The organism is Okeania sp. SIO1H4 (assembly GCF_010672695.1).
Lineage (GTDB): Bacteria > Cyanobacteriota > Cyanobacteriia > Cyanobacteriales > Microcoleaceae > Okeania > Okeania hirsuta.
The window spans coordinates 1-24598 of the sequence record NZ_JAAHGB010000054.1 but is presented as its reverse complement, the minus strand read 5'-3'; the positions used below and the strand labels follow the sequence as shown (position 1 = coordinate 24598).

Below are 24598 nucleotides of genomic sequence, written 5' to 3'. Positions count from 1 at the left end.
TTCAGTAATTTATTAAGAAGTAAAATATGAAATTTTTATACCCATTAACAGCGACATTATTAACAGTATCCTGGTTAACTATTCCAGTATTTGCTCAATCTAAATCTAATTCAATGGAACGCATCAAAACTATTCAGCGTTTATTAAGTACTTATGAGTGTCAAGGTTGTGATTTGGGCGAAGCGGACTTAAGCGAAGCGGATTTAAGTGAAGCCAATTTATTAGGAGCTAACTTACAAAAAGCAAATTTAGCAGGAGCTAATTTAAGAGGTGCTATTCTCAGCGGTGCTAATTTGATTGAAGCAAATTTAGCAGGGGCTAATTTATCAGGTGCAATTATGCATGGTACAACTATGCAAAAGGCAGATTTGACAGATACTAATTTATCTTGGGCTGATTTGTACCAGGCATATATGGAGGAAGCTAAATTAAACAGAGCTAATTTATCTAATGCAAATCTTAATCAAGCAAAATTAGAGCAAACAGATTTTTGTGGAGCTACTCTACCTAGTGGTAAAAAAGGAGATTGCTCTAATGACAAAAAATAGAGATTGCTCTAATGGCAAAAATATAGAGGTTGTCGATTGGATTGACATCTCCAGGGGTTGAAACACCCTGGATTCTGCGGTTAACCCACCGCAAATGGGATAAATCCACATTTGCTTCAAGCCTGAAGGGCAGACTTCTAGGCTTCTCGGCATAGACTATTATCTAGCTGTTAGCTTACTTTTTTTGAATAGCTTTCACGAGTGGTTTTCTCAATATGTTGGAGCAATCTTCTCGCTGCTCTAGCTGCCTTCTTGCTTTTCGGTGCTGAATGCGGAGCTAACAGCCGTCGTAGGAAATCAATTCCCCGTCTCCTGTCCACCGGAATTTCACCGCACTAGCTAGAGATCATGGCAACAAACCTTGTTCTTACTTACTATTTCTATTATAGCAGAACTTCACTCCGCTTTATTACCCGCGTGTCGTTATTCAACCAGCCGTTAAAACGGGCGCTGCGTACTTCCTCCCGAAGCTTTTTAGGTTTTTATGCAAAGGTTTTGATACAGTTGAATTTACTATTTTGTTAAGTATAATTTAATACTACAGCAGATATTTCATCAACTACTTTAATTCGTCCTCTATAAATTGAACGAATTAGTAGGTCTATTGAGCGTTTTTCATATTCTTGTAAAGATTCATCAAATATAGCAGCCATTAATCCATAGCGGTCAGCTAGGGTAATGTAGCCGTTTTCATTGGCTTGAGCGAAAAGGTCTCCTAACGCACATGGAAGAAGATGGACAGGAGGATCTACAGACATAAGAATCACCTTTAAATTTTAGAGTTATAGTATTAATAATTTTTCATTGTTACATACTTATGCAACATTAATATAGTAAGTGTGATCACATACTAATAGTGATTTTAATCACTATTAGTATGTGACAACTAACAATGGGCTTAGTGACTTATGTTGCAAATCACTAAATTTAAAATTTTCCGGAAAACTGTACTAAGTATTAGGAACATATTAGGTGTACCTTAACCTTGTGGGAGCAACAGTATAACCAAAGTTCAATACTTTACTAACCATATTCTCAAATTTCAGGCTGAAAATTTTGATACAATTTAAAAAAAAAATCTGTAAAAAAGTGTTGACAAAGCTGATAGAAAAAAGTTAATATAATATCAAAAGCAAAAGACAGTCAGCCTAATCCGGCAAGTAAAGACACAGTAAGAGTGTAGCTGGAGCGGAGGAACCAAATACAGGGGGCTTATCTCTGATTAGAAGTCTTTGAATGTAGAAAAACAAAGATACAGAGAAGGGAATCTCTCAGCCCTAGCCCGTCAGCTAACTTCGTAGGCATTGAGAGGAGAATGAAGAGCCAACTTTCTATGAAAATTTAGACAGATTGTCAATTCAGTATCCTTGGTTTGTATAGGTCTGATTTGTTGCGCCCGATAAACCTGACTCTGACGATCTAAAATAATGTTAGAAAAACTGAATATTCCCTTTTTTGCGACGCTTGCCGTAGTTATTGTAATACCTCAACAAGCTGTATGGAAGCGCATCTGTCGCTTCGTCACGCCTGAATTAGTTTTATTACCGGCATTAGGATTCTTTTGGACTATAGTGTTGTGTTCTATGGTTAATACCTTTTTAACAACCTTCATACCCAGTCCTTGTTTGCCAACAGTTATCAGCACAGCTATAAACGTTTCTAAAGTTTCCAGAGGATACTTAGGAGTAGCTCAAGCTTTCTGGCAGTGTTCTGGTAAAACTCAGAATGTAAATGCTCTGTCTATTCCGCAAGTTGGTTCTCAACTAGAACAAGCTTACGCATCTGTTTAACACATATTATTGCAACATTATATTTAATAGGTACTACCTTACATGATTTTATCATTGCAAGGTAGTACTTGTCATTTGAAAAATCGGTGTTGATAAATTATAGCGCTGTGCGCAGGCAACAGTCAACAGGCAACAGCTATTCTGGAGGAATAAATTGCCGATAATATAGACTTTTAGCTATTTAGCCCCTCCTGCAATTTGTAAATATACCAACGCTCATTGCTATACAAGATGAAAATTGTAGGGGCAATCCCCCAATGATTAACCGGGATAGGTTATATCATGTTCCCCCTCCGGGGGAGCTACGCTAACGGTTGAATACTTATAAATGACTGTTGTGAGTCCTCAGGAGTCAGGAGGAAATATTGGAGAAAAAGAACAAATATTGGTATTGGGGGTATTGATAATTTAAGTATTTGTTTGGTACTGTCGATACCCGGAGTCCTTAAATTTTATTATAACTGACCCGTCCGAACATGATATTACAGAGCGCTACCCCAAATATAAATCATACCTTCATTTACCAACTCCTTATATTGGCATTGGTGAAAAGAGGTATGATATAATGTCCCGATAAGAGCGCGATAGAACTCCGTTACCTTTACGCCACCAAAAAACTTTCTCCTTCTACTCGGGGTTTCTGGTTCTTTCTACCCTCCTGACTCAGTCCGACTGAGTTACCCTCCTGGGAGGGGCGCGCGGGTGGGTTGGGTTAGGGGTAGGTTGAGTCCTAAAGAATTAAGATGAATATCATACACGCGCTTTACCAACGCCGAAAAATCTATGGGATTGATAAATTAGAACAATCTATGACAAAGTATAGCAGAAGGAAGAAGAAAGAAAGAAAAAGAAAGAAGGTTTTAGTTATCTAGGAGAGAAGGAAAAATCTGGCGTTGTCTGAGTTTTAAGCTTTTGATATGTCCATGACCGCGTGCTTCGACTGCTATAGATAGTAGTTCTCAGTAGTTCTCAAATTTGGTGAGATACAAAAGTTTTGAATTTTAGGGGACAGGCAACAAGCAACAGAGAAACACTATAAGTTTTTGCAATAACCCAATTAACATACCCTAATGAACTAAAAACTTATCGGGCAATTTTGGGAGAGTTTTGACCTAGTTGACAATTTACGTTATAACGTAGTATAACTTGATAGTTCTTTACAGACGTGAAAAAATACAGTTTAAAAAAGGGCTAGAAATATGTACAAGTCAATTCGTACAAAGCTCAAACTAAATAACAAGCAGAAAACCCTGTTGGCTCAACACGCAGGTTATACCAGATGGTGTTATAACTGGGGTTTAAGCTTGTGGAATGCCGCTTATAAAAATGGTTATAAACCCAATGTTCGTATAATTAGAGAAGTTTTTACCAATCACACAAAACCTCTTTATCCTTGGATGAAAAACTTGTCCTCCCGGGTCTATCAATATGCTTTTCCTACGGAATGCTGCGCAAACATAAACTTAGGTGAAGCATTTAAGAGGTTTTTTCAAGGGTTGGGTAAATATCCAAGATTTAAGAGAAAAGGTAGGTCTGACTCTTTCACAATAGATAATTGCGGAAAACCAATAGAATTAAATGGATGGAGTCACAAATTACCTTTTATTGGTATTGTCAAAACTTACGAACCCATTGAAGCAACAACCAAAAAAATCACCATTAGTAGACAAGCAGGTGATTGGTATCTAAGCTGTAGCTATGAATTTAATTTTCACACTACATCCCAAAAAATTGATGTAGTAGGTGTAGATTTAGGTGTGAAAACCTTAGCTACATTAAGTGATGGGAAAGTATTTGAGAGTGTGAGAGCATATCAGAAATTTGAAGCTAAGTTGTCTAGGCTGCAATACCTAAATCGTCATAAAGAAGTAGGCTCTGCCAACTGGAAAAAAGCACAACAGAAGATAGCCAGATCGCATAGAAAAGTAGCAAACATCCGTCAAGACGCACTTCATAAACTGACAACATACTTAGCCAAAAACCACGGCAGTGTAGTCATAGAAGATTTGAATGTCAGGGGTATGTTAGCTAACCATAGGCTGGCGAAATCAATAGCCGACCAAGGATTTTATGAGTTTAGGAGACAGCTTGGGTACAAGTGTGAATGGTACGGTTCTGAGCTAGTAGTAGTTGACAGGTTTTTCCCATCATCAAAAACTTGTTCCAACTGTGGTCATGTCCAAGATATGCCCTTGCATCTGAGAACTTATGATTGCCCAGATTGTGGGTTGTCAATAGATAGAGATTTAAACGCCAGTATAAATTTAAGAAATGCGGTCGGCTCGACCGTGAATGCCTGCGCATGAATGCCTGTGGATGAGTAACCGCCGACGGCCTCAGTAGAAGCAGGAAGTAAACATCAAGTTGTTACGTTATGTGACGCTTTGTATCAGTTTTATGGAGCAGAAACAAGCTTTAGGAATTTCTCCTGGTTAAGGGTTAGATGAGTTAGAACAACAATTAACAAATTTTTTCTGACCACAGATTTTTTTATGAACCACAATATGAGAAACTTCAACAGTTAATGAAAGGGAAATTTATCTAGCTATTAGTAGCTTTACTTATAATAATATATTTAGTGAATCTATCGGCAAATTAGTAATTAATAATTTGCATAAGAAATTGTTGGTTGTAGATTTAGAAAAAGTCGAGGTTTTACAATTGATACCCCAAAGACCTATAGAGAAATCGTCAAACAAGTAATTAGGAAATATGCTAAATTACGTCCTTCTCATGGAAATATTAGATTGGATACTGTTTTTGATGAACAGAGCGATCGCTATGCTCTGATGCAAGTGGGATGGAACAGAGGTAAGCGAGTTAGAGAAAATATTATCTATATTATATCATGTCCGGATAATTAGTGATAAGAAAACTCTCTCCTTCAACTCCAGTTCTTCTTCTTCCTTCTTCTTTCTTCCCTCCTGACTCGGTCTTTCCCCTCCCAGGAGGGGAGGGGCGAGGGGTGGGTTGACTCCTGAGGACTCCGTAGTTATTTATTTATCACTGTTTAACCGGACATGATATAACTCAAGCATTTAGTTTTGATCGCCATTTTCGTCAATTTGGTTCCTTCACTATTGTGCCATAAAATAAGCGACTTAATCCAGAGTTCAATATTGAGTTTACGCAAACTCAGTTTCTCGTAGGACATTTATGGGAGCTGATAACTGATAACTGATGACTGATAACTGAAATTGCATATCTTCCTTGAAACTAGAAATATAATAGTATTGAAAATTTCTAGTTGTGAGGCAAGGGTTAAATCTATGGTTTCTCCCAAGAGGTGGTTGTCTATTCTCAGTGTGAATAGTCTGATGTTATTTAATGTCAGTTTGCCTGTATTAATGTTGCCCAATATTGTCAATGGGGGAGAAGTTATTGCTCAGACAGACCCCAATGCAGAGGCAGAAAAATTATTTAAGCAGGGACATGAACTATTTAAGCAAGGTACAGCAGAATCTTTGAGGGGAGCGATCGCTAAATGGGAAGAGGCACTATTACTATTTAGGAAAACGGGCAACCTGAAAAGAGAAGCAAGCACACTCCTTTGCATCGGTTTTGTCTATCATAGCTTAGGAGAAAAACAAAAAGCACTCACTTTCTACAATCAAGCTTTACCTCTATATGAGCAAGTAGGGGATAAAGGAGGGGAAGCTGCCACTCTCCATAATATTGGCGGTGTCTACAATAGCTTAGGAGAAAAACAAAAAGCACTCACTTTCTACAATCAAGCTTTACCTCTATATGAGCAAGTAGGGGATAAAGGAGGGGAAGCTGCCACTCTCCATAATATTGGCGGTGTCTACAATAGCGCAGTTATGAATTACCTCCAAGAACGGAAATAGAAGAATTAGCTAAACAATTTAGAGAAGAAATAACCTCTCTTTCCCCAGTACCAGAAACTGGAACTAAATTAAGTGAAATATTATTGTCGCCTGTAGCAAATAAATTAGAAAATAAACGACTACTAATAGTAGGAGATGGAATATTACAGACCATTCCTTTTGCAGCTTTACCACTGCCACAAAATCTCAATCAAACCAACTATCAACCCCTAATTGTCAACCATGAAATTGTCACCTTACCTTCAGCTTCAAGCATTGATATTCTCAGAGAACAAGTCAAAGGCAGAACCCCTGCACCGAAAAAAGTAGCCGTTTTTGCTGACCCAGTATTTGCAGATAATGACCCCCGGTTTCAAACAGCTTCTCAAACAAAAAAAGAAACCGAAACTAATAATTTAACCGCAATGGCATTAACCCGTTCTCTAGAAGATTTTCTCGGTTTATCATTCTCTCGCTTAGAAGGAACCCGTCAAGAAGCAGAAGCAATATTAGCATTAGTTCCTGATAATTTAGAACAACTATCTTTAGACTTCGATGCCAATCGAGAAAGCGCAATAAATCCCAACTTATCCTAATATCAAATAGTACATTTAGCTACCCACAGATTATTAAATGAAACTCAACCAGAATTATCAGGATTAGTGCTTTCTTTGTATGATAAAACTGGCAAAGGAAAACCAGGATTTTTACAATTAAACGATATATTTAATTTAGAAATGCCAGCGGAATTAGTGGTATTAAGTGCTTGTGAAACGGGAGTTGGGGAAGAAATAAGAGGGGAAGGATTAGTCAGTTTAACCAGAGGATTTATGTATGCGGGAGCTAAACGAGTAGTAGTAAGTTTATGGAGTGTGGCAGATAATTCGACTGCTGAATTAATGGAAAATTATTATCAGAAAATATTAGAAACAGGTAAAAATCCTGTGGAGTCAATGAGAGAAACTCAATTAGAAATGTTGAGTTCAGATAATTGGAAAGCACCCTATTACTGGGCAGCATTTGTTGTGCAGGGTGAGTGGAATGAGTAGAAGTCAGAAGTTTAATAGGGGAGCCGTCGGATTGGCGACGTACAGAAGTCAGAAGTTAAAAGATGTAGGTTGGGTTGACGGAGGAAACCCAAAAAATTGCTTGAATAAACAACAACACCTAACAAAAATAGGTATCTGTTGGGTTGCGCGATCGCTTAACCCAACCTACTTTTAAATTTTGATGTTAGAATATTTATAATAATCACTAAATAATTTAGCTAATGTCAATGAAAGCAATAGAAATTAACGGCAAAATTGATAAAAATGGCAATCTAATTTTAGAACATCCTCTAGAAATAAATACTCCTACAAATGTGCGAGTTATTATTCTTATGCCAGAAGATTCTGAAACTCAAGAAATACAAGCTAATCAAACTAACAAAGCTAATTTTGAAAAAGCTATGGCTATTTATAAAAAAGGAAGTGAAAAATATAAAAATGCGTTGCGAGAATTAGCATAATGAAAGAACCTATTTGGATAGATGAAATTATTGCTAAAGCTATTCATGCAGACCAAATTATTCAACATGGAGGAAGTCCAGGAATTAGAGATGAAAATTTACTTTCTGCTAGTTTAGCTAGACCTCGACATTTGTTTACTTATGGTCAACCAAACTTATTTGAACTTGCAGCAGCTTACGGTTATAGTCTAGAGAAAAATCATCCATTTATTGATGGGAATAAAAGAACAGCTTTTATGGTTATGTATACTTTTTTAGGGCTAAATAATTATTTGCTAGAAGTTCCCGAATCAGAAGTTGTAAAAATGATGGAACAACTAGCAAGTGGAGAAGAAAATCAAGAATCTCTAGGGAAGTGGTTAGCAGCAAATTCTATAGAGATTTAAACATTGAAATAATATTTAGTTTAAATTAGTTTAAAATTTTAGCAAAACCGAGAAATAAGGAATAATTCAAAATGCCTCTCATCTCTCGCCGTCATTTTTTCCAATTTGCTAGTTCAATACTTGCCACCCTTGGTATAAGTCAATTAAAATTTCTCTCCCAAGTCGAAAATTATGGCAAAGTATTAGCTGAAAGTACCCCACGCAAACTTGCTCTATTAGTAGGAATTAATAAATATAAAAAAGCCCCTTTAAGAGGTTGTGTATATGATACAGAAATGCAACGTCATCTATTAATTCACCGCTTTGGTTTTAATCCAAAAGATATCTATATTGTTACTGATGAAAAAGCAACTCGCCAAGGTATTTTAGAAGCATTTGAAGAACACCTAATTAAACAAGCAAAACCAGGAGATGTAGCAGTTTTTCATTATTCCGGTCATGGTTCCCACGTCAAAGATCCTAATCCTATTGTCAAAACTTCTTTGATGGATGGTAGTGGTTTAAGTGGTACATTAGTTCCAGTAGATAGTTCTCTGCCTCAAGGATATCCTAATGTTGGTGGTACTGTTAATGATATTATGGGGCATACTTTGTTTCTACTTACTTCAGCTTTAAAGACAGATAATTTTACCGGAATTCTTGATAGTTGTTTTTCGGGAATGACGACTAGAGATTTTACTGTTCGTTCTCGTGCAGGAGGGGAAAAAATAGAAGTTGTATCCCAAGAAAAGGCTTATCAAGAAAAATGGTTATCTCGGCTCGATATGTCTGAAGATGAATTTGTGAAAGGTTATCAAAGTGGTGTAGCAAAAGGAGTAGTTTTTGCTTCTGCTAAACCTTTTCAAACTGCTAAAGATGTGAAAATTCTTGATTTTCATGCTGGAATTTTTAGTTATTTATTCACACAATATTTATGGCAAGAAACAGCTACACCAAAAGAGGCGATCGCTTATGTCAATCGACAAATTCCAGATAGGTTAAAACAGAATTCACTTTATGAAGTTAAGACAGGTACTAAATTAGATAGTAAAGTTATATATTTGACTGAAAATTCCAGTCCTGTTGCTAATGCAGTAGTCACAGAAATTAAGGGCGATCTAGCTCAAATTTGGTTAGGAGGATTAGATATAAAAAAAATTGCTGAATTAACAACAGGTGCTGTATTTAATGTTGTAAATTCAAAAGAAAAATCCGCTGCTAAATTAATTTTTGAATCTCGTGATGGTTTATTGGGAACTGCAACAGTTAAAGGTATTGTTAAGCCTGGTTCTCTATTACAAATTTAAAAGGAGTCAGGACTCAGGAGTCAGAAGGCAAGAAAGAAGAAGAAAGAGAAAGTTTTTTTGATCACTAATAGACATCTCCAATAATAAAAAATCAAATCAATTATCGCACATAAATTATCAATTATTCCCCTCCCGGGAGGGGTTAGGGGTGGGTTCCCTACTCCCTACTCCCTACTCCCTCTTTACTCCCTCTTTTCTGGAGATATCTAATTATCCAGACATGATATAATTTCTGACTGTCTTGAGTGTGTCTTATATCATGTCCAGTTGAACAGTGATAAATAAATAACTACGGAGTCCTCAGGAGTCAACCCACCCCTAACCCCTCCCAACCCACCCCTCGCCCCTTCCCCTCCCCCTCCGGTGGAGGGGCGAGTCAGGAGGGAAGAAAGAAGAAGGAAGAAGAAGAACTGGAGTTGAAGGAGAGAGTTTTCTTATCACTAATTATCCGGACATGATATTATAGCAATGAGCGCTGGTATATTTACAAATTGCAGGATGGGCAAAATAGCTAAAAGTCTTATATTATCGGCAATTTATTCCCCCTTCCGGAGCTGTTGCCTGCGCACAACGCTATACATTCTGGAGGCAATGTGTGCGGAAACATTTCCGCACCAGAAAAGCGCCGCAGGAGACCTCAGAATTACACACTCACTTCTAACTTCTAACTTCTGACTTCTGACTTCCCTACGCTCCACCCCGTAACTTATCTAATACACTCTTGTCCTGTAACGTTGAAGTATCCCCAGCAATTTCCTGACCTGCCGCCAGAGACCGTAACAACCTTCGCATAATCTTACCAGAACGAGTTTTAGGCAAATCCTCAGTAAAGCGAATCTCACCAGGACGAGCGATCGCTCCAATCTCCTGGACAACGTGCTGCTTCAATTCCTTCTCCAAAGTCTCACTTGCTTCGCGATCGCCTTCTAAAGTCACAAAAGCCACAATATCCTCACCCTTAACCTCATCAGGTTTACCAACAACTGCAGCTTCCGCCACAGCAGAGTGAGACACCAATGCCGACTCTACCTCCATAGTACCCAGACGATGACCTGCCACATTAATCACATCATCAACACGACCCATCACCCAAAAATAACCATCCTCGTCTTTGCGAGCACCATCACCAGCAAAATAAAGATACTCACCATTCTTCGGACTCAGATACTCCCAATAAGTACGACGGAAGCGATCATTATCACCATACACAGTGCGCATCATGGAAGGCCAAGGATGCTTAATCACCAAATAACCACCACTGCTACCATCCACTGGATCTCCTTCCTGGTTAACAATATCAGCAATAATGCCAGGAAAAGGCAAAGTCGCCGAACCTGGTTTAGTCGGAGTTGCACCGGGTAGAGGAGTCAGCATAAATCCACCTGTTTCAGTTTGCCACCAAGTATCAACTATTGGACACTTACTGTCACCAATGACACGATGGTACCACATCCAAGCTTCTGGGTTAATCGGTTCTCCTACTGTTCCCAACAAACGTAGAGAAGTTAGATTTCTGGAGTTGGGATGTTCTTCTCCCATTTTCATTAATGCCCGGATAGCAGTAGGAGCAGTGTAGAAGATGGTAACACCATATTTTTCTACTACATCCCAGAGACAACCAGGATTAGACGCTCTAGGTGCGCCTTCATACATGAGGCTAGTGGCACCGTTGGAAAGGGGGCCATAGACAATATAACTGTGACCTGTAATCCAACCTACATCAGCAGTACACCAATATACATCCGTGTCTTGGAGGTCAAATGCCCATTTATTGGTAACGTGGGTGTAAAGATTATAACCGCCTGTAGTGTGTACGACTCCTTTGGGTTTACCTGTTGTGCCACTTGTGTACAGAATAAATAGCATATCTTCACTATCCATCGGTTCCGCTGCACATTCGCCAGAAGAACCTTTTTGGAGTTCATGCCACCAATGGTCTCGCCCAGACTCCATGTGAATTTCTTGGGCAGTGCGTTTGACAACTAAGACATTTTCCACAGTGGGGGCACCTGCTATTAATGCTTTGTCTACTTGTTCTTTGAGAGGAACAATAGCATCTTTACGCCAACCTCCATCAGCAGTGACGACTAATTTAGCCTCAGCATCGACGAGGCGGTTTTTTAAGGCATCAGCACTGAATCCACCAAAAACAACAGTGTGGGGAGCGCCTATTCTTGCACAGGCCAACATAGCGATTGCGGCTTCAGGAATCATCGGCATATAAATACCCACGCGATCGCCTTTTTTCACTCCCAATTGCTTGAAAACGTTGGCCATCTGGCAAACCTCCCGATGCAGTTGGGCGTAGGTAAGGGTGCGAGAGTCTCCGGGTTCTCCTTCCCATATTAGGGCTGCTTTGTTTCGTCGCCAGGTGTTAAGATGACGGTCAAGGCAGTTATAGGAAATGTTAATTTTGCCATTAACAAACCATTTAGCAAAAGGTGGTTGCCAGTCGAGAACTTTGTCCCATTTTTGGAACCAGTCTAATTCTGTTTCGGCTAGTTCTGCCCAAAATCCTTCTGGGTCATTTCTAGCTTTTTCGTAGAGTTGTTTGTATTCCTCTATGCTTTTAATATGGGCTGCTTGGGCAAATTGTTCCGGTGGTTGGAAAAGACGTTTTTCTTCTAGGATTGATTCGATAGTTGATTCTGACATTTGTTTTTTGTATTTTATAGTTACTTCTAATAATTATTGTTAACCTAGAATGAACATCAGAATCTTTATTTTTTTTAAGCTAGCTTTAAGATTTGTAGAGGGTAATACCCATCTGTCTTGTGTTCAAGAATCAATACCATTTAGAAAGAAATTAGTCAATAGATGAAAGTATTTTAATCTCAATATTTGTAGAAATATTTTGAGTAGTTTTGAAGAAGAAGTTTTGAAGAAGGCAGAAGGCAGAAGGCAGAAGGCAGAAGGGAAAATTGCATGGGGACTCTAACCCCAAACAATTTTGAGCACCCCCGTTGACGGTGGGGTATTAAACCCATAAGGGAAATGATAATACAGGAGCCATAAGTCAGGAGAGAAATTGGGATGGGAGTGAGAATCTCAACCTATTTCTGTCAACTGGTAGAAGATGGGGTATTTAACCCAAAATCAGCAAGGGCCTGATCAAGAAAATTCAAAAAACATTCTGATTAATTCTGGCTCCTGACTCCTGAGGACTGACTCCTTAGCCCGAAGGGGCGATAATATCCTAATAGTTAACCCTTTATACTGTTAATCAAGCGCTACAATATTTATAGTGATATAAAAAAACTTTTTTACAGATTCTAAGATGGGTCTTAATGTAGGAGGATGATTGCAAGCAAGAGAAATCGAGCCTAAGCTAAAACAACTTAGCAATCTTGCCTGGTCAACTGAACCTGCGTTAGCCCAGAGGTTAGATGAAGTAACACGCTGGATTAAGGATATTAGGCCAGGGTTGCTAATGCAGAAAGGAGTCTTAGTAGGATTTTTGTTAGAATTAATCAAGGATGGAGAATTTTGGTTGAAATTGCAATCCTTAACAAATGAAGAAAGGCAACTATTTTTAAAACATCTTCCATCACCAGTATCTTACTGGTATGAAAATCTTTTTCCAAAATGGTTTAATGAAAATGATCATAAATTTTATATATGGAAACAAAAGTTAAGATCGGGGGAATTTAATCAAGAAGATGCTGAACTACTAAAATCTGTCTCTCGTCAGATTAAAAGTCGTGACGGGTGTGTTGTTCATCGTTATATAGCAGACTTGTCTATGGCAACAGATGTAATTGTGAGTAGTAGCACAGGTAAGCCTCTCTGTGTTCAACTTACTACTATGTCCGGAGAATTATGTAATCATAAGTATAAGGAATGGAAAGATACACTACAGCAATGGAAAATTAGAAGGGGTATTTTTGTTAGTTATAATCCCGGACAGGATCGCTCAGTTATTCAATTAGTAAATCTTGTTCTGCATAACAGCAAACATTTAACGGAGGCTAAATATATTAAATTTTGTTTTAGATAGGAATTTGCTCAATTCCTATTATATTTCAACTTGCACATCAAACTACACATTTTAACACTAGGCAGGATACATGGTAACAATTAGCAAAACTCTGTCAAATAAAGAACGTTTAGAAAAAGTTTGGCACGCTCTCCAAGAGGCTCAAAAATTACAAGAAGACCGACTAACTTGGGGAATAAATCATGTCAATTTATACGTGGAAAATATTGATGGAGATTGGCTGGAAAAATGGGGTGAAAATGAAGAGGAATTAAGTGAAAAGTTACCAATCAATTCATAAGTTTACAACAAGTCAAAGGTTAAAAGACAAAAGTCAAAAATAATTGGAGAAACAGTAACAATGACTGAACTAAAAGTTTAGGATGGTATGAGCGATCGCCTTGATATTTTGTGATGGAGATGAAGAGCGATCGCTCGGAAAACTCAAGAGATACTTGGCTAAAAAGCAGAAGTTATATTATGTCCGCTTGAACAGTTATAAATAAACGACGGAGGAGTCAGGACTCAGAAGTCAGGACTCAGGAGGAAATAAAAAAGAAGAAAGAGGAGGAGAAAGAGAAAGTTTTTTATCACCCTCTTATCCGGACATGATATTAAAATTATCCAACACTCTCAGTATTAGGCTTTTGATATGTTCTATAGCAGAAGGAAGAAAGAAAAATTGACGTTGCTTAAATGTAATGATAATTAGACATCTACTCCACCCATAGGCAGTAGGGAGTAGGCAGCTTTGCTGTAGGGGTAAAGAATTGATAATTTCTTTGGGATATAGATATTGATTTTTGATTCTTGGAGATGTCTATTAGCTAAAGGTAAAATTGAAAAACTGATGTTTTGCACCCAAAGTTAATCTCAAAATCATTACCACTCAGCAACGCCGAAAAATTTGCTGTCGTTTGATTTTTAAGCTTTTAGTATGTCCTAACCATTCCTTAGACCATTCTAACAGCTATAGCTACTGCTGTATGTAAAAAATGTCACGCCTAAAATGGAGATTTTTATGAGCAATTTTACAGAATTACCTGCAAATCTTCCTATCCCAGTAGATGATGGAACTTGTAATCACCTACAAGGTTTGTTTTTGCCATCACTTACTTTACCTTCAACCCATAACAGATATGTAGATTTATCTAAAATTTCAGGTTACGTCGTTATTTACTGTTATCCCATGACTGGTAAACCAGGTATTCTACTACCCGAACAATGGGACAAAATTCCTGGAGCAAGAGGATGTACCCCTCAATCATGCGCTTTTCGAGACCACCACCAAGAAATAACAGAGTTCAAAGTGCAAGTATTTGGCCTCAGCACACAAAAAATTGAATATCAGATAGAAGCAGCGAAGCGACTTCATTTACCTTTTGAACTTCTGAGTAATAGTGATTTAAACTTTTCCCAAGCGTTAAAATTGCCAATATTTGAAATAGAAGGAAAGCAACTACTCAAAAGAGTTACATTAATTGCACAAGCAGGAAAAATTCTCAAAGTTTTCTATCCAGTATTCCCGCCTGATAGAAATCCTGATGATGTAATTGATTGGTTACGAAATAATCTCGTGTAATAGTTAGTCAATAATCAGCTTAACAGTCATAGCAATTACATATTTTAAAAGCTCATTATTTATGCCCAAAACGAATTTAATATTTAAGAAAGATAGAATATTTGATTATAGATTTTCACCCTAGTTATATTATTTTTGGATAATGAGTTATATCATGTTCCCCCTCCGGGGGAGCTACGCTAACGGTTGAATACTTATAAATAACTTAGTGAGGAGTCAGGACTCAGGACTCAGAAGTCAGGAGGGAAGAAAAAAGGAAGGTAGAAAAGTAAAAACAATTTCAGTATTTCTTCGGTACTGTCAGTTCTTAAATTTTATTTATAACTGACACGTCCGAAGATGGTATTATAGCACTACGCATTAAGATGAGGACAGCTAAGAAACTTCAAAACATTACAGTTAAAAGTTTTGACTCTAGCTGATAGCTGTTTGTGTAGCATTCCGTAGGAAATGCTTATAGCTATATAATAAAATTTCTCTCTATAGTTTTGTTCTATCCCTTTAAATACTTGTCTTAGGGCTAAAGCCAAACTACAAACATAATATTAGACACTATGCTACCTCAATTTACTGCTGATTTTTTCAGATTTCAAAAAACTCTAAAAAATGCCCAATTGTCTGATTAAATTTTTCTGGATCTACCAAAAATGCCCAATGATTTCCCGGAACTTTTTCCATTTTTAAATTCCTTAAATATTTCCGATAAGGCTTAATTTGCAACTCACTTCTATTTACACCTTTTTCCGGTTGAATAAATAAGGTAGGCACATCAATATATTCTGTTAAACCAGACACCTGCATCACCTCTTCAAATATTTCATCCCGCGCCGGAATCACAAATTTACTTCCCCACTTACCATCAGCTTTTTCCTCCATACTTTCCTGAAAAACCATCTGTTGAAATTCGCTCCAACCTGCATATTTTCCTAACTTCTTTGCCTGAGCTTCTGCCTCAGCAAAACTATCAAATGGACCCATGCCTTTGAGGGTTTCTAAAGTCCGATAAAGAATAGGAAAAGTAACTTTAATTAATCCTGGCATTTTGCCAATAAAAATTGGGTCTATCAAAATCATACTTTTAAATATTTCTGAATTTTGTCTTGCCCAAATACAAGCTAATTTTCCTGTCCAAGAATGACCTAAAATATGAGCATCAGACCAGTTTAAATGCTCCATGAGCGCTTCTAAATCAGTAATTGTTTTCTCAAAAGTATACCCACTTTCTGGTTTTCCACTTTCTCCATGACCGCGCATATCTGGCGCAACAATATGATATTTATCCGCTAAATACTCTCCTAAACTTGACCAAACTAAAGCCACATCTGCCAAACCATGTAATAGCAAAAGTGGCTGTTTTTTCTCTTGACTTTCCTCTGACTGCCACTCCAAGTAAGAAAGTTGAATATCAGGTAAATTTAAAGTTTTGCGAGTATAAACCATAATTAAAAGTGTTTCTCAAGTTACTGTAGCTAGCTTTGGCTTTTTATTTTATCTTCCGAAGCAATCTCAATCTTACTTAGTAATTACACTTTAAACAAACGGAGTAGAGTCAACCATCACCTACAACATAATTTTTCATTTTATGAAGCACCAGAAAGCCGAATCAAAAAAAGAGCTTGCATCCTCAAATCAAACTTGATAGTATAGTGTTGGTGGGTCGGTTTCGCCCCTACGCATGATGTTTTATTCAACATAAATTGACAGCTAGGCGATCGCCAATCTCCAGAAAAACCACCCCAGGGTTAACGAAGTCAGAACTCAGAAGTCAGTAGGGGGGGGAACGGCCGTTCCCCCCCTACAGAAGTTATTTTTGTAACGGGGATTTGAGAAAAGCTCCAAAAATATTTCGCCGATCAAGGCGGGGTTGCGCGACCCATATTATTTTAATCAAAAATAATCATTTTATTGAGCACCAAAAAAAGTCGGCGGGGAATCAAAAATGAGCTTGCATCCCCAAACAAATTTTGATAGTATAATGCTAGTGGGTGGAACTCACCCCTACACATGATGTTTTATTCAACATAAAAACCCTAGAACAAAGAAATTAATATTTATTTACCCTACAACTTCAAACATCAGAAAAAAACAATATTAAACCATGAATAGTTCCGAACAAACCTCTTGGAATAACATCATCGAAGCCTTCCGCCAAATCTGGGGATATGATAATTTTCGACCACCACAAGGAGAAATAATTAGTTGCTTATTAAAAGGAAAAGACGCCTTAATAATCATGCCAACTGGAGGAGGAAAATCAATCTGTTTTCAACTACCAGCTCTACTAAAAACAGGCTTAACTTTAGTAATATCCCCCTTAGTTGCCCTGATGGAAAATCAAGTTCAAGAATTGCGCGATCGCTCACTTCCTGCCTCTCTTCTCCATAGTCAAATTCCCAATTCCCAAAAACAAAAAACCCTTCAAGCATTACAACAAAAAAAACTAAGATTACTTTATCTTTCCCCAGAAACATTATTTAATCAAAAAGTTTGGAATTTGCTCTGCCAACCCCAGATAAAAATCAACGGTTTAATATTAGATGAAGCTCATTGTCTAGTACAGTGGGGAGAAACTTTTCGTCCTGCTTATCGTCGTTTAGGAGCAGTACGTTCAGCACTAATTAAATCTAAAGCTCCAAGTACTAAAATTGCTATTGCCGCCTTTACCGCCACTGCCGACCCCCAAGCCCAAAATATTATCAAAAAAACTTTACAACTGCAAAACCCACAAGCATTTTTACTTAGCCCCTACCGAAATAACTTATATTTAAAAATTCAAAAAATTTGTACTCCTAGAAGTCGCCGTCAACAGTTATTTAAGTTTATCAAAACCAGAGAAAAACAGGCAGGTTTAATTTACGTTAGAACCAGAAAAGACAGTGAAAACTTAGCAGAAATATTACGACAAAAAAATTATAAAACTATAGCTGATCACGCAGGTTTAAGTGCAGAAGAAAGACGAAATATAGAGAAAGCTTGGATAGGTGGAGAAATAAATTTTGTGGTCTGTACATCTGCCTTTGGTATGGGAATAAATAAACCAGATGTGCGGTGGGTAATACATTTTCAAGCACCATCACTTTTGTCTGAATATATTCAAGAAGTCGGTAGAGGAGGTAGAGATGGGAAACCTGCCGAAGCTTTAACATTAGTCAGCGAACCTACTGGTTGGTTAGACCCAGAGGATAAGCAAAGACAAAAATTTCTAGTGGATAAGTTGCGATCGCAACATCAAACAGCCCAAAAATTAATCAAACAACTGCCAACTACAGGAAATATTGATACTGTAACAGATGAATTTCCTGATGCAGCGATCGCCCTCTCTATCTTGCACTCTTCTGGAAAACTGAGATGGCGCGATCCCTTTAACTATATTATGAATAAATCTGCTACTGGCAAAACAGCATCCTTAGATTACAATTCCGGTATTCAGGAAACAAATAGATATTTCACCACTAGCAAATGTCGATGGCAGTTTTTACTACAAGCATTTGGCTTTTCTAAGGAAGCTCAGAATATGCGTTGCGGTCACTGCGATAACTGTATTAGAAAAGGAAGAGGAAAAATATTCAACAATTGATAATTAGGGTTTGCTGAAAAAGTCTTTTAGTAGGAGACAGGAGACAGGAGACATGGCTTGGGAGCGAGGAGGTAGGAGCTAAGTTTTGTCCCAAGATTGTTCTCCCCAACTCTTGCACAAAATGCTAGTTTTTTCAGCTTTACTGACCGAAAAGCTGGCACTTTTTTTCAACCTAATAAGGCTGAAACCTTAAATCTTAATTATTCAGGACTTACGCAAAGGCACTATGTATAGATTCAATTAACTATTGGACAATAGTTTCGACTGCTATATATAGCGTATCTGCGTAAGTCCTATTATTATTAGGTAAAGCACAAGATTTTTCCTTCTTCTTCCTTCTTCTTCCCTCCTGACTCCTGACTCCTGACTCCTGACTCCTCAATCGTTATTTATAAGTATTCAAACGAACATGATGTAAAGCTATTTCCTACAAATTGACTCAGACTTCAATTTTGCTTGATGCTCGCAGCGAAAACCATCCTTGCACCATTGTGCCATATTTACCTGTGTCAATTTTAGCACATCAGCACATTTTGGTTCTATTATCTTACTTCCCACAGCCCAAAATAAACTACGAATTACATCTAAACCAGTCTTGAGATGAGATTCTCTATTACCAGGCACCCCTATTTCCTCAACAATATCAGTTTCTACCCATATTCCATTAGCACCCAAAATAATCTGTGCTAACCATTTAGCTCTGGGTAAATGAGTAGGAGATGTTACCAGTTTAATATGCTCCACTCCCCATTTCTTGAGAATTGGCAAAGTAAAATAGAAGTTACCAAAAGTAGATTTAGCGCAATGTTCTAACCAAACCTTCTCTACAGGAGCATTTTCCCGTTGAAATAATCCCACAAGACAAGGGTCTTTAGATCCAGCAGAAATTAATATTGGGGTCTGAGGATATTGTTTAGCCACTTGAGCAATATAAATTTCCCGTTTAATACTCCCACCTAAAACTAAATAAGTATCCACAGGAGATTTTGCTGCAGACTGGAGTGAAATAGTACTTCCCACCAACCACACTAATAGACTAGAAAGTATAGAAAAAAGCAAAAACAGCAATATTTTCCTGATTTTCTGATTGCCACGAATGTTTGGATTTCCTGTCATAGAAATTATAGCGGGTTATTTGAGCTTACCTCTAATCTGCCCACTGCTCCTCCTGTTTCCTATTTTTTATAGAACCCATTTGATATCCTTGTAGATGGTATGTGCTTTTGGCATAGAAGTCAGGAAATTCAGAAATAGAATAGGGAAAAAAGGTAGAAAAATGCTCCCTATTCCCCTACTCTCCCACTTCCCCCACTTCCCCATTCCCTCACTTCCGTCCCATAACGCTATAACTATTGATGAATCAGATATAATTTCCTATATCAGAGCGAATCTGGATCGACACCCAAATCGCGTAATTTAGCAGCTAATTTTTCGGCCCGTTGCTTTTCCTGTTCGGCCCGTTGCTTTTCCTGTTCGGCTTGTTCGCTACTCCACAACAACAAATTTTCGGACTTATCCCACCATCTAAGCCAGCTAATATTTTGCCCTAGTCTTTCCCCTGGCCAAATTCCCAAGAACAAGTCTAATTCCGGTATCCAAAAATGTCCATTCTCATTAGCTGACTCGAAGCAATACTTTCCATCCTGCAAACTGCGCACCTCTAAACTCCCTTCGTAGGGGTCATAAGTTACATAGGTTGGTACTTTGAGGATATGTTCATAAAAGTAAAGTTTGCCGTATGGTGGAGTCGAACGCACTGATAGTTCCCCACATTCTGTTTCTGAGAGGAACTCCATCACTACAGCTACAGGAGCGCCTTCTAGATGGGGAGTGTAACTACGGCGAATTACCCCCTCTGGCACTGGTTGTACTTGGGGGACATAAAACCAATCGGGAGCCTTGACAACTATTTTTTTGTTGACAGTGGCTACTAATCCGAAATTTGAACCAATGAGCATTTGAGGTTGAATGAGCAATGCAGCTCCCAAAGCATCAGTCAGAGCAGCAGCAAGAATAGGTTGTTGAATATTTTCCACTGGGTCGTCTGGTAAGGTAAAGTCTGCTGGTAGTGCTTTCCAAGTTACTGTTGGTTCTGGTTTAGTGGATTTTATTTGTAGAACCATTTTTAGTGTCTATCTTATGGCTAAGGGTGGACTGTATTTGCATTATTATAGATCCCAAATGGGTTCTATTTAAAAATAGATGGGGAGATGGAGAGATTCGAATATTTGCACAATTTTTTATATTTCATATAATTTTAAGTCCTCATGGAATCTGATTGAAAAACTTTCTCTTACAATACAATAGTGAAATTCTTAGGGAACTCCCTACATTATTTTCGCACCTATGTCTATTAATCACCACAGTTATTCAGAAGATTCTGGTAAGACAAAACGCATTTCTCCATTTTGATCGATTTCTACTTTCCCTCCAAGCTTGAGAATTTCTTGTTGAGCGCGATCGCGTACTCTTTGGTCTCTTGTTTGACCGTATACCCACAACCAAGCATTAAACTTGATTAATTTACTATCGGGGTCTCGCTTCAGAAATTCTGCTGTTTGTCTAAACAGAGATGTTAAGCTTTGATATGATGTATTTTCAGCCCATTCAGCTGCCATTTCATGAGAATCAATTGCTCCAGGAATATCACCTACTAACAGTAATTGATCTATACCTTTCCATCTCCATACTTGCCAAGCTTTCGGATCTATTTCTGAAGAAAGTACATCGGTACCACGAGTCATATATTCTACCGCGACTTCTGGTTTACCTTCATATATAGATAAAGAGTTAGACACAAATAGATATGTATCAACCCATCTTGGATCTAAGCGGGTGATGATATCAAAGTAATCTTCACTAAGAGAATAACCTGTTTGATTTCTGGCAGTGTCGTCCCCGAAATATTGCAAAAATTGGAGAAACACCCAATCTGCAATCAAATTATCAAATCCAAAAGTTGGAGATGCCTTCAATAATTTTAGCTGTAGAGCTTCTTTTTCTTCAGCTTCTACTGCTTCTGCCAAATCTAAAACGATTTTCTCTTTTAAGGGAGAATTTTCTGAAGGCCAGAATACTTGTAAAGTTATTATACTTCCTAAAGCTGTTATGAAAACGGCTAGATTTACGAATGAACCTAGCCAATTTGAGGTTTTGGCTTTTGTTTCCATCATGTCTTAAATTTTTATGTAAAGAAAACTAACGAGCGAGAGATCAAAAATTACAGTAGTTTTCGACTTAATTTAGTTACAAGTCGATCCGGCTTTTAGCAACATAGAATAGGAATAAAAAAGCAGGAAAATTAATCATCTTTTTTCCCTCTTCCTTCTTTACTTCAAGTTAAACTGTACTTATTCATCCTAAAAAGTACTTTCAACAATTAATAATTAATAGTTACCTCTCCTTTAAAACAGATAGGATTGACTAATCATGAAAATTTTTCTTTATTATCCCCTTAAAAGGGGAAGCTTTAAACCACAATTTTTCGGTAAGAGGATTATCAGTTAATTTATTTTAATTACTTAACTCTTCTCAAATATAGAGTTAGAGACAATAGTCGTAACGGTAAAATTTGACTAGACAATAAATTCCCTTGTCACTATAGATACAATAATAAATATATTCAGCTAATATTGTAGTATATTAGACTTCTTTCAAAAAAATACTATCCCATATATCATAAATTAGTGGGAATGTCAATATCAATAAATGTCCAACTACTAAAAAAATTCAATGAACTCAGCCTCAAAACGCAACTCCATCCTTCAAGCCATTTTGTACAGTGGAGCGATCGCTACAACCACAGCTTTATCTTTATTGGCTCCTACCCTGAGTAAGCCTGCTGAGGCAAATTTAGAAAATAGCCCGAAAGCAGTTCTGGATGAAGCATGGCAAATTGTCAATCGAGACTATGTTGATGGTAGTTTTAATCAGACAGATTGGCAAGCGACTAGGCAAACTTTGTTAGAGAAAAACTATACTTCTAGCGAACAAGCTTATGAAGCATTACGTCAAGCATTAGATCAACTTAATGACCCATATACTCGTTTTCTAGACCCGCAGCAGTTCAAAACTTTGACTAATCAAACATCAGGGGAAATGTCTGGAGTGGGAATGCAGCTAAAGGAGGATGAGCTGACCAAAGTAATTACGGTAGTGAACGTTGTAGAAAATTCTCCAGCTATGAAAGCAGGTTTATTACCAGGAGATCAAATCCTGGAAATTGACGGCAAACCTACTGCTAGTTTGAGTGTATCAGCAGCAGCAAAACTAATTCGAGGTGATGTGGGTACAGATGTTGTACTGCAAGTCATGCGTTCTGGAGAAACAGAATTTGATGTAACTTTAACCAGGGCGAGAATAGAATTACAAGCAGTTCGTTACGAGCTTAAGCGTGAAGGGAATAAACGTATTGGCTATATTCATTTACAAGAATTTAGTGCCCACGCTGGAGAACAAATGCAGAAAGCGATCGAAAATCTGGATAATCAAAATGCTGATGGTTATGTTTTAGATTTGCGGGGCAACCCAGGCGGTTTATTGCGCATTAGTATAGATATTGCTCGGATGTTAATGGATCAAGGTGCTATTGTTAGCACAGTTAACCGTAATGGAGAAAAGCAAGAATTGCGGGCAAACCGTTCAGCTTTAACTGATAAACCAATAGTCGTTTTGGTAGATGGTGACTCAGCTAGTGCTAGTGAAATTCTAGCAGGGGCACTTAAAGATAATGGTCGTGCTGTTATTATGGGAGATCAAACTTTTGGTAAAGCTTTAGTACAGTCGGTGCATTCTTTATCAGATGGTTCGGGTTTAGCAGTAACTATTGCTCACTATTACACTCCTAAAGGAACTGATATTAGTAAAAAAGGTGTTACTCCTGACGTAAGTATAAATTTGACAGATTCTCAAAAACGGCGCTTATATCGGCAACCAGGCGTGCTCGCTACAATATCAGACCCTTATTATTTTAGAGCGGTAAATCTATTGAAAAATAAAATATTGGGTAGTGGTGCATAGTAATGATATAATCGGCTTTGTTGCATCCAGATTGAAATATGCCTTGCCCTCAATGTAACTCCCAAAAATTTGTCAAAAATGGACATACTCACTACGGGAAACAAAGATTCAAATGCAACAATTGTGGGCGACAATTTGTTGAAAGCCAACCCGACAACCCATTAATCACTCAACAGGTGAATTCATCAATCAACTTCTACTGGAAAGGATGTCGCTGGCTGCCATCGCTCGCGTAACTGGAGTTTCGTCACCTTGGCTTCAATACTATGTCAATCAGAAATACTACCAGGTTCCCAAACAAGTTGAGGTGACTAAAAAAAACCAGGTCGATTAATTGTCCAGATGGATCAAATGTGGTCAGATGTAGGGTCAAAAGCAAAAAAACAATGGATTTGGCTTGCGATTGAGGCCAGAACAGGAGAAATTATGGGAGTATATATTGGTGATCGCACTAGCCAATCAGCAAAGCAATTGTGGCACTCACTTGCTCCAGTTTACCGTCAATGGGCTATTTGTGACACCGATTTTGGGCCAGCTTACTCACAAGTATTACCCAGTAAGCGTCACCGTGGGGTTGGCCAAGAAACTGGTGATACAAGTTATATTGAACGATTCAATCATACTTGACGTCAAAGAGTTTCCAGCTGAGTAAGTAAAACTTGATCATTCTCAAAATCTCTCGACAATCATATTGGTGCAATTTGGTATTTTGTTGATCACTATAATGCTAGTTTACTCACTTAGATCATTGCTATACTACATTTTAAACTTCAATTGTATTACAAAAGAATACATAAATCATCATCAGAATTTTAGCTAACAAATTAATTGATAGAACATAAAAAAGTATGTGAAATGAGTATTCCTGGTGAACTAGGAAGTTCTGTTAGCAGCGGAAAACACAGGAGGAATTAAACTCCTGTCAAGAGCATCAATCAATTAAGGATATAGCTATCAAGAACTCTCAAAAACCTACGGGGGGATTCAACAGAGATGGTTAATAGTTGACTTTCAACTACGCATCTGTATCGGATTTGAAAAACAAGGAGAAAAAAATCCAGAAAGAACCAGTTGAAGTTGACAAAAAACTGCGCACT

The 24598-nt window shown here is 37.8% G+C and carries 21 protein-coding genes, 3 pseudogenes and 1 riboswitch; of the genes and pseudogenes, 17 read left to right on the top strand and 7 right to left on the bottom strand.

Features of this window, described 5'->3' with window-relative positions:
* The first annotated feature begins 26 nt into the window (after positions 1 to 26).
* Positions 27 to 548 (top strand): pentapeptide repeat-containing protein, encoded by a 522-nt coding sequence (locus F6K06_RS25375; RefSeq protein WP_287243467.1) that lies wholly within the window; start codon positions 27 to 29, stop codon positions 546 to 548.
* A gap of 521 nt (positions 549 to 1069) precedes the next feature.
* Here F6K06_RS25375 and F6K06_RS25370 read toward each other — a convergent pair.
* Positions 1070 to 1306, bottom strand: coding sequence for a hypothetical protein (locus tag F6K06_RS25370; protein ID WP_287243466.1), 237 nt, complete (start codon positions 1304 to 1306; stop codon positions 1070 to 1072).
* A gap of 377 nt (positions 1307 to 1683) precedes the next feature.
* Positions 1684 to 1867: riboswitch (cyclic di-AMP (ydaO/yuaA leader) on the top strand.
* A 264-nt stretch (positions 1868 to 2131) separates the two neighbouring features.
* Between F6K06_RS25370 and F6K06_RS25365 the strand changes: the two genes are divergently transcribed.
* From F6K06_RS25365 to F6K06_RS25320, 10 genes and pseudogenes are all read left to right on the top strand, one after another.
* Positions 2132 to 2338 carry a hypothetical protein gene (locus F6K06_RS25365; protein ID WP_124146873.1) on the top strand — a complete coding sequence of 69 codons (207 nt, stop codon included), beginning with the start codon at positions 2132 to 2134 and terminating at the stop codon, positions 2336 to 2338.
* A 1199-nt stretch (positions 2339 to 3537) separates the two neighbouring features.
* Positions 3538 to 4644, top strand: coding sequence for an RNA-guided endonuclease TnpB family protein (locus F6K06_RS25360; protein WP_124146872.1), 1107 nt, complete (start codon positions 3538 to 3540; stop codon positions 4642 to 4644).
* Positions 4645 to 4870: 226 nt separating this feature from the next.
* Positions 4871 to 5041 (top strand): annotated as a pseudogene (locus F6K06_RS25355) (element excision factor XisH family protein); the annotation flags it as partial.
* The gene (locus tag F6K06_RS25350; protein ID WP_338043241.1) at positions 4960 to 5202 is read left to right on the top strand and encodes an element excision factor XisI family protein; all 243 of its coding nucleotides are present in this window, start codon (positions 4960 to 4962) and stop codon (positions 5200 to 5202) included. The pseudogene F6K06_RS25355 and the gene F6K06_RS25350, both read left to right, overlap by 82 nt.
* Positions 5203 to 5571: 369 nt before the next feature.
* Positions 5572 to 6186 carry a tetratricopeptide repeat protein gene (locus F6K06_RS25345; RefSeq protein WP_240039139.1) on the top strand — a complete coding sequence of 205 codons (615 nt, stop codon included), beginning with the start codon at positions 5572 to 5574 and terminating at the stop codon, positions 6184 to 6186.
* Between the two features lie 83 nt (positions 6187 to 6269).
* Positions 6270 to 7214, top strand: a pseudogene (locus F6K06_RS25340) (CHAT domain-containing protein).
* Positions 7207 to 7389 (top strand): hypothetical protein, encoded by a 183-nt coding sequence (locus tag F6K06_RS25335; RefSeq protein ID WP_124146870.1) that lies wholly within the window; start codon positions 7207 to 7209, stop codon positions 7387 to 7389. Before F6K06_RS25340 ends, F6K06_RS25335 begins: the two are co-directional and overlap by 8 nt.
* Before the next feature lie 46 nt (positions 7390 to 7435).
* Entirely contained in the window at positions 7436 to 7675 is a 240-nt protein-coding gene (locus F6K06_RS25330) for a hypothetical protein (protein ID WP_124146869.1), read from the top strand.
* Positions 7675 to 8061, top strand: a complete 387-nt coding sequence (locus F6K06_RS25325) for a type II toxin-antitoxin system death-on-curing family toxin (protein WP_287243462.1) — start codon at positions 7675 to 7677, stop codon at positions 8059 to 8061. Before F6K06_RS25330 ends, F6K06_RS25325 begins: the two co-directional genes overlap by 1 nt.
* A gap of 71 nt (positions 8062 to 8132) precedes the next feature.
* Positions 8133 to 9347 carry a caspase family protein gene (locus F6K06_RS25320; RefSeq protein WP_287243461.1) on the top strand — a complete coding sequence of 405 codons (1215 nt, stop codon included), beginning with the start codon at positions 8133 to 8135 and terminating at the stop codon, positions 9345 to 9347.
* 687 nt (positions 9348 to 10034) lie between these two features.
* On the opposite strand, the gene acs is transcribed toward F6K06_RS25320, so the two are convergent.
* Positions 10035 to 12002 carry an acetate--CoA ligase gene (gene acs / locus F6K06_RS25315; protein ID WP_124146866.1) on the bottom strand — a complete coding sequence of 656 codons (1968 nt, stop codon included), beginning with the start codon at positions 12000 to 12002 and terminating at the stop codon, positions 10035 to 10037.
* Positions 12003 to 12648: 646 nt separating this feature from the next.
* Between acs and F6K06_RS25310 the strand changes: the two genes are divergently transcribed.
* The 3 genes from F6K06_RS25310 (at position 12649) to F6K06_RS25300 (ending at position 14905) form a co-directional block, all read left to right on the top strand.
* On the top strand, positions 12649 to 13344 hold the full coding sequence (locus F6K06_RS25310) for a hypothetical protein (RefSeq protein ID WP_124146865.1): 696 nt from the start codon (positions 12649 to 12651) through the stop codon (positions 13342 to 13344).
* 70 nt (positions 13345 to 13414) lie between these two features.
* A complete protein-coding gene (locus tag F6K06_RS25305) occupies positions 13415 to 13624 on the top strand; it encodes a hypothetical protein (protein WP_124146864.1) in 210 nt (69 codons plus the stop codon).
* A gap of 720 nt (positions 13625 to 14344) precedes the next feature.
* Positions 14345 to 14905 carry a peroxiredoxin gene (locus tag F6K06_RS25300; protein WP_124146863.1) on the top strand — a complete coding sequence of 187 codons (561 nt, stop codon included), beginning with the start codon at positions 14345 to 14347 and terminating at the stop codon, positions 14903 to 14905.
* Between the two features lie 582 nt (positions 14906 to 15487).
* Here the strand turns inward: F6K06_RS25300 and F6K06_RS25295 are convergent.
* Positions 15488 to 16345, bottom strand: a complete 858-nt coding sequence (locus F6K06_RS25295) for an alpha/beta fold hydrolase (protein WP_124146862.1) — start codon at positions 16343 to 16345, stop codon at positions 15488 to 15490.
* Positions 16346 to 17003: 658 nt separating this feature from the next.
* On the opposite strand from F6K06_RS25295, the gene F6K06_RS25290 reads away from it, so the two are divergent.
* Complete coding sequence (locus tag F6K06_RS25290; protein ID WP_287243459.1) at positions 17004 to 18482, top strand: ATP-dependent DNA helicase RecQ; 1479 nt, start codon at positions 17004 to 17006, stop codon at positions 18480 to 18482.
* Between the two features lie 244 nt (positions 18483 to 18726).
* Here F6K06_RS25290 and F6K06_RS25285 read toward each other — a convergent pair whose 3' ends face one another.
* The 4 genes from F6K06_RS25285 to F6K06_RS25270 all read right to left on the bottom strand — a co-directional run bounded on the left by F6K06_RS25285 (position 18727) and on the right by F6K06_RS25270 (position 21655).
* Positions 18727 to 18864, bottom strand: a complete 138-nt coding sequence (locus F6K06_RS25285; RefSeq protein ID WP_287279648.1) for a hypothetical protein — start codon at positions 18862 to 18864, stop codon at positions 18727 to 18729.
* A gap of 38 nt (positions 18865 to 18902) precedes the next feature.
* The gene (locus F6K06_RS25280) at positions 18903 to 19598 is read right to left on the bottom strand and encodes a YdcF family protein (RefSeq protein ID WP_124146860.1); all 696 of its coding nucleotides are present in this window, start codon (positions 19596 to 19598) and stop codon (positions 18903 to 18905) included.
* Positions 19599 to 19861: 263 nt separating this feature from the next.
* Positions 19862 to 20605, bottom strand: coding sequence for a Uma2 family endonuclease (locus F6K06_RS25275; protein WP_124146859.1), 744 nt, complete (start codon positions 20603 to 20605; stop codon positions 19862 to 19864).
* A 243-nt stretch (positions 20606 to 20848) separates the two neighbouring features.
* Complete coding sequence (locus F6K06_RS25270) at positions 20849 to 21655, bottom strand: hypothetical protein (RefSeq protein ID WP_192901186.1); 807 nt, start codon at positions 21653 to 21655, stop codon at positions 20849 to 20851.
* 559 nt (positions 21656 to 22214) lie between these two features.
* On the opposite strand from F6K06_RS25270, the gene ctpB reads away from it, so the two are divergent.
* Entirely contained in the window at positions 22215 to 23501 is a 1287-nt protein-coding gene (ctpB, locus tag F6K06_RS25265) for a carboxyl-terminal processing protease CtpB (RefSeq protein WP_287243458.1), read from the top strand.
* Positions 23502 to 23539: 38 nt separating this feature from the next.
* Positions 23540 to 24245: pseudogene (locus F6K06_RS25260) on the top strand (IS1 family transposase).
* Positions 24246 to 24598 lie beyond the last annotated feature (353 nt).

Coding starts and splice junctions, on each gene's coding strand:
- F6K06_RS25275 (WP_124146859.1), bottom strand. CDS start 20,605: ATGGTTCTACAAATAAAATCCACTAAACCAGAACCAACAGTAACTTGG.
- F6K06_RS25365 (WP_124146873.1), top strand. CDS start 2,132: ATGGTTAATACCTTTTTAACAACCTTCATACCCAGTCCTTGTTTGCCA.
- F6K06_RS25320 (WP_287243461.1), top strand. CDS start 8,133: ATGCCTCTCATCTCTCGCCGTCATTTTTTCCAATTTGCTAGTTCAATA.
- F6K06_RS25280 (WP_124146860.1), bottom strand. CDS start 19,598: ATGACAGGAAATCCAAACATTCGTGGCAATCAGAAAATCAGGAAAATA.
- F6K06_RS25335 (WP_124146870.1), top strand. CDS start 7,207: ATGAGTAGAAGTCAGAAGTTTAATAGGGGAGCCGTCGGATTGGCGACG.
- F6K06_RS25325 (WP_287243462.1), top strand. CDS start 7,675: ATGAAAGAACCTATTTGGATAGATGAAATTATTGCTAAAGCTATTCAT.
- ctpB (WP_287243458.1), top strand. CDS start 22,215: ATGAACTCAGCCTCAAAACGCAACTCCATCCTTCAAGCCATTTTGTAC.
- F6K06_RS25295 (WP_124146862.1), bottom strand. CDS start 16,345: ATGGTTTATACTCGCAAAACTTTAAATTTACCTGATATTCAACTTTCT.
- F6K06_RS25270 (WP_192901186.1), bottom strand. CDS start 21,655: ATGATGGAAACAAAAGCCAAAACCTCAAATTGGCTAGGTTCATTCGTA.
- F6K06_RS25290 (WP_287243459.1), top strand. CDS start 17,004: ATGAATAGTTCCGAACAAACCTCTTGGAATAACATCATCGAAGCCTTC.
- F6K06_RS25370 (WP_287243466.1), bottom strand. CDS start 1,306: ATGTCTGTAGATCCTCCTGTCCATCTTCTTCCATGTGCGTTAGGAGAC.
- acs (WP_124146866.1), bottom strand. CDS start 12,002: ATGTCAGAATCAACTATCGAATCAATCCTAGAAGAAAAACGTCTTTTC.
- F6K06_RS25330 (WP_124146869.1), top strand. CDS start 7,436: ATGTCAATGAAAGCAATAGAAATTAACGGCAAAATTGATAAAAATGGC.
- F6K06_RS25360 (WP_124146872.1), top strand. CDS start 3,538: ATGTACAAGTCAATTCGTACAAAGCTCAAACTAAATAACAAGCAGAAA.
- F6K06_RS25305 (WP_124146864.1), top strand. CDS start 13,415: ATGGTAACAATTAGCAAAACTCTGTCAAATAAAGAACGTTTAGAAAAA.
- F6K06_RS25300 (WP_124146863.1), top strand. CDS start 14,345: ATGAGCAATTTTACAGAATTACCTGCAAATCTTCCTATCCCAGTAGAT.
- F6K06_RS25375 (WP_287243467.1), top strand. CDS start 27: ATGAAATTTTTATACCCATTAACAGCGACATTATTAACAGTATCCTGG.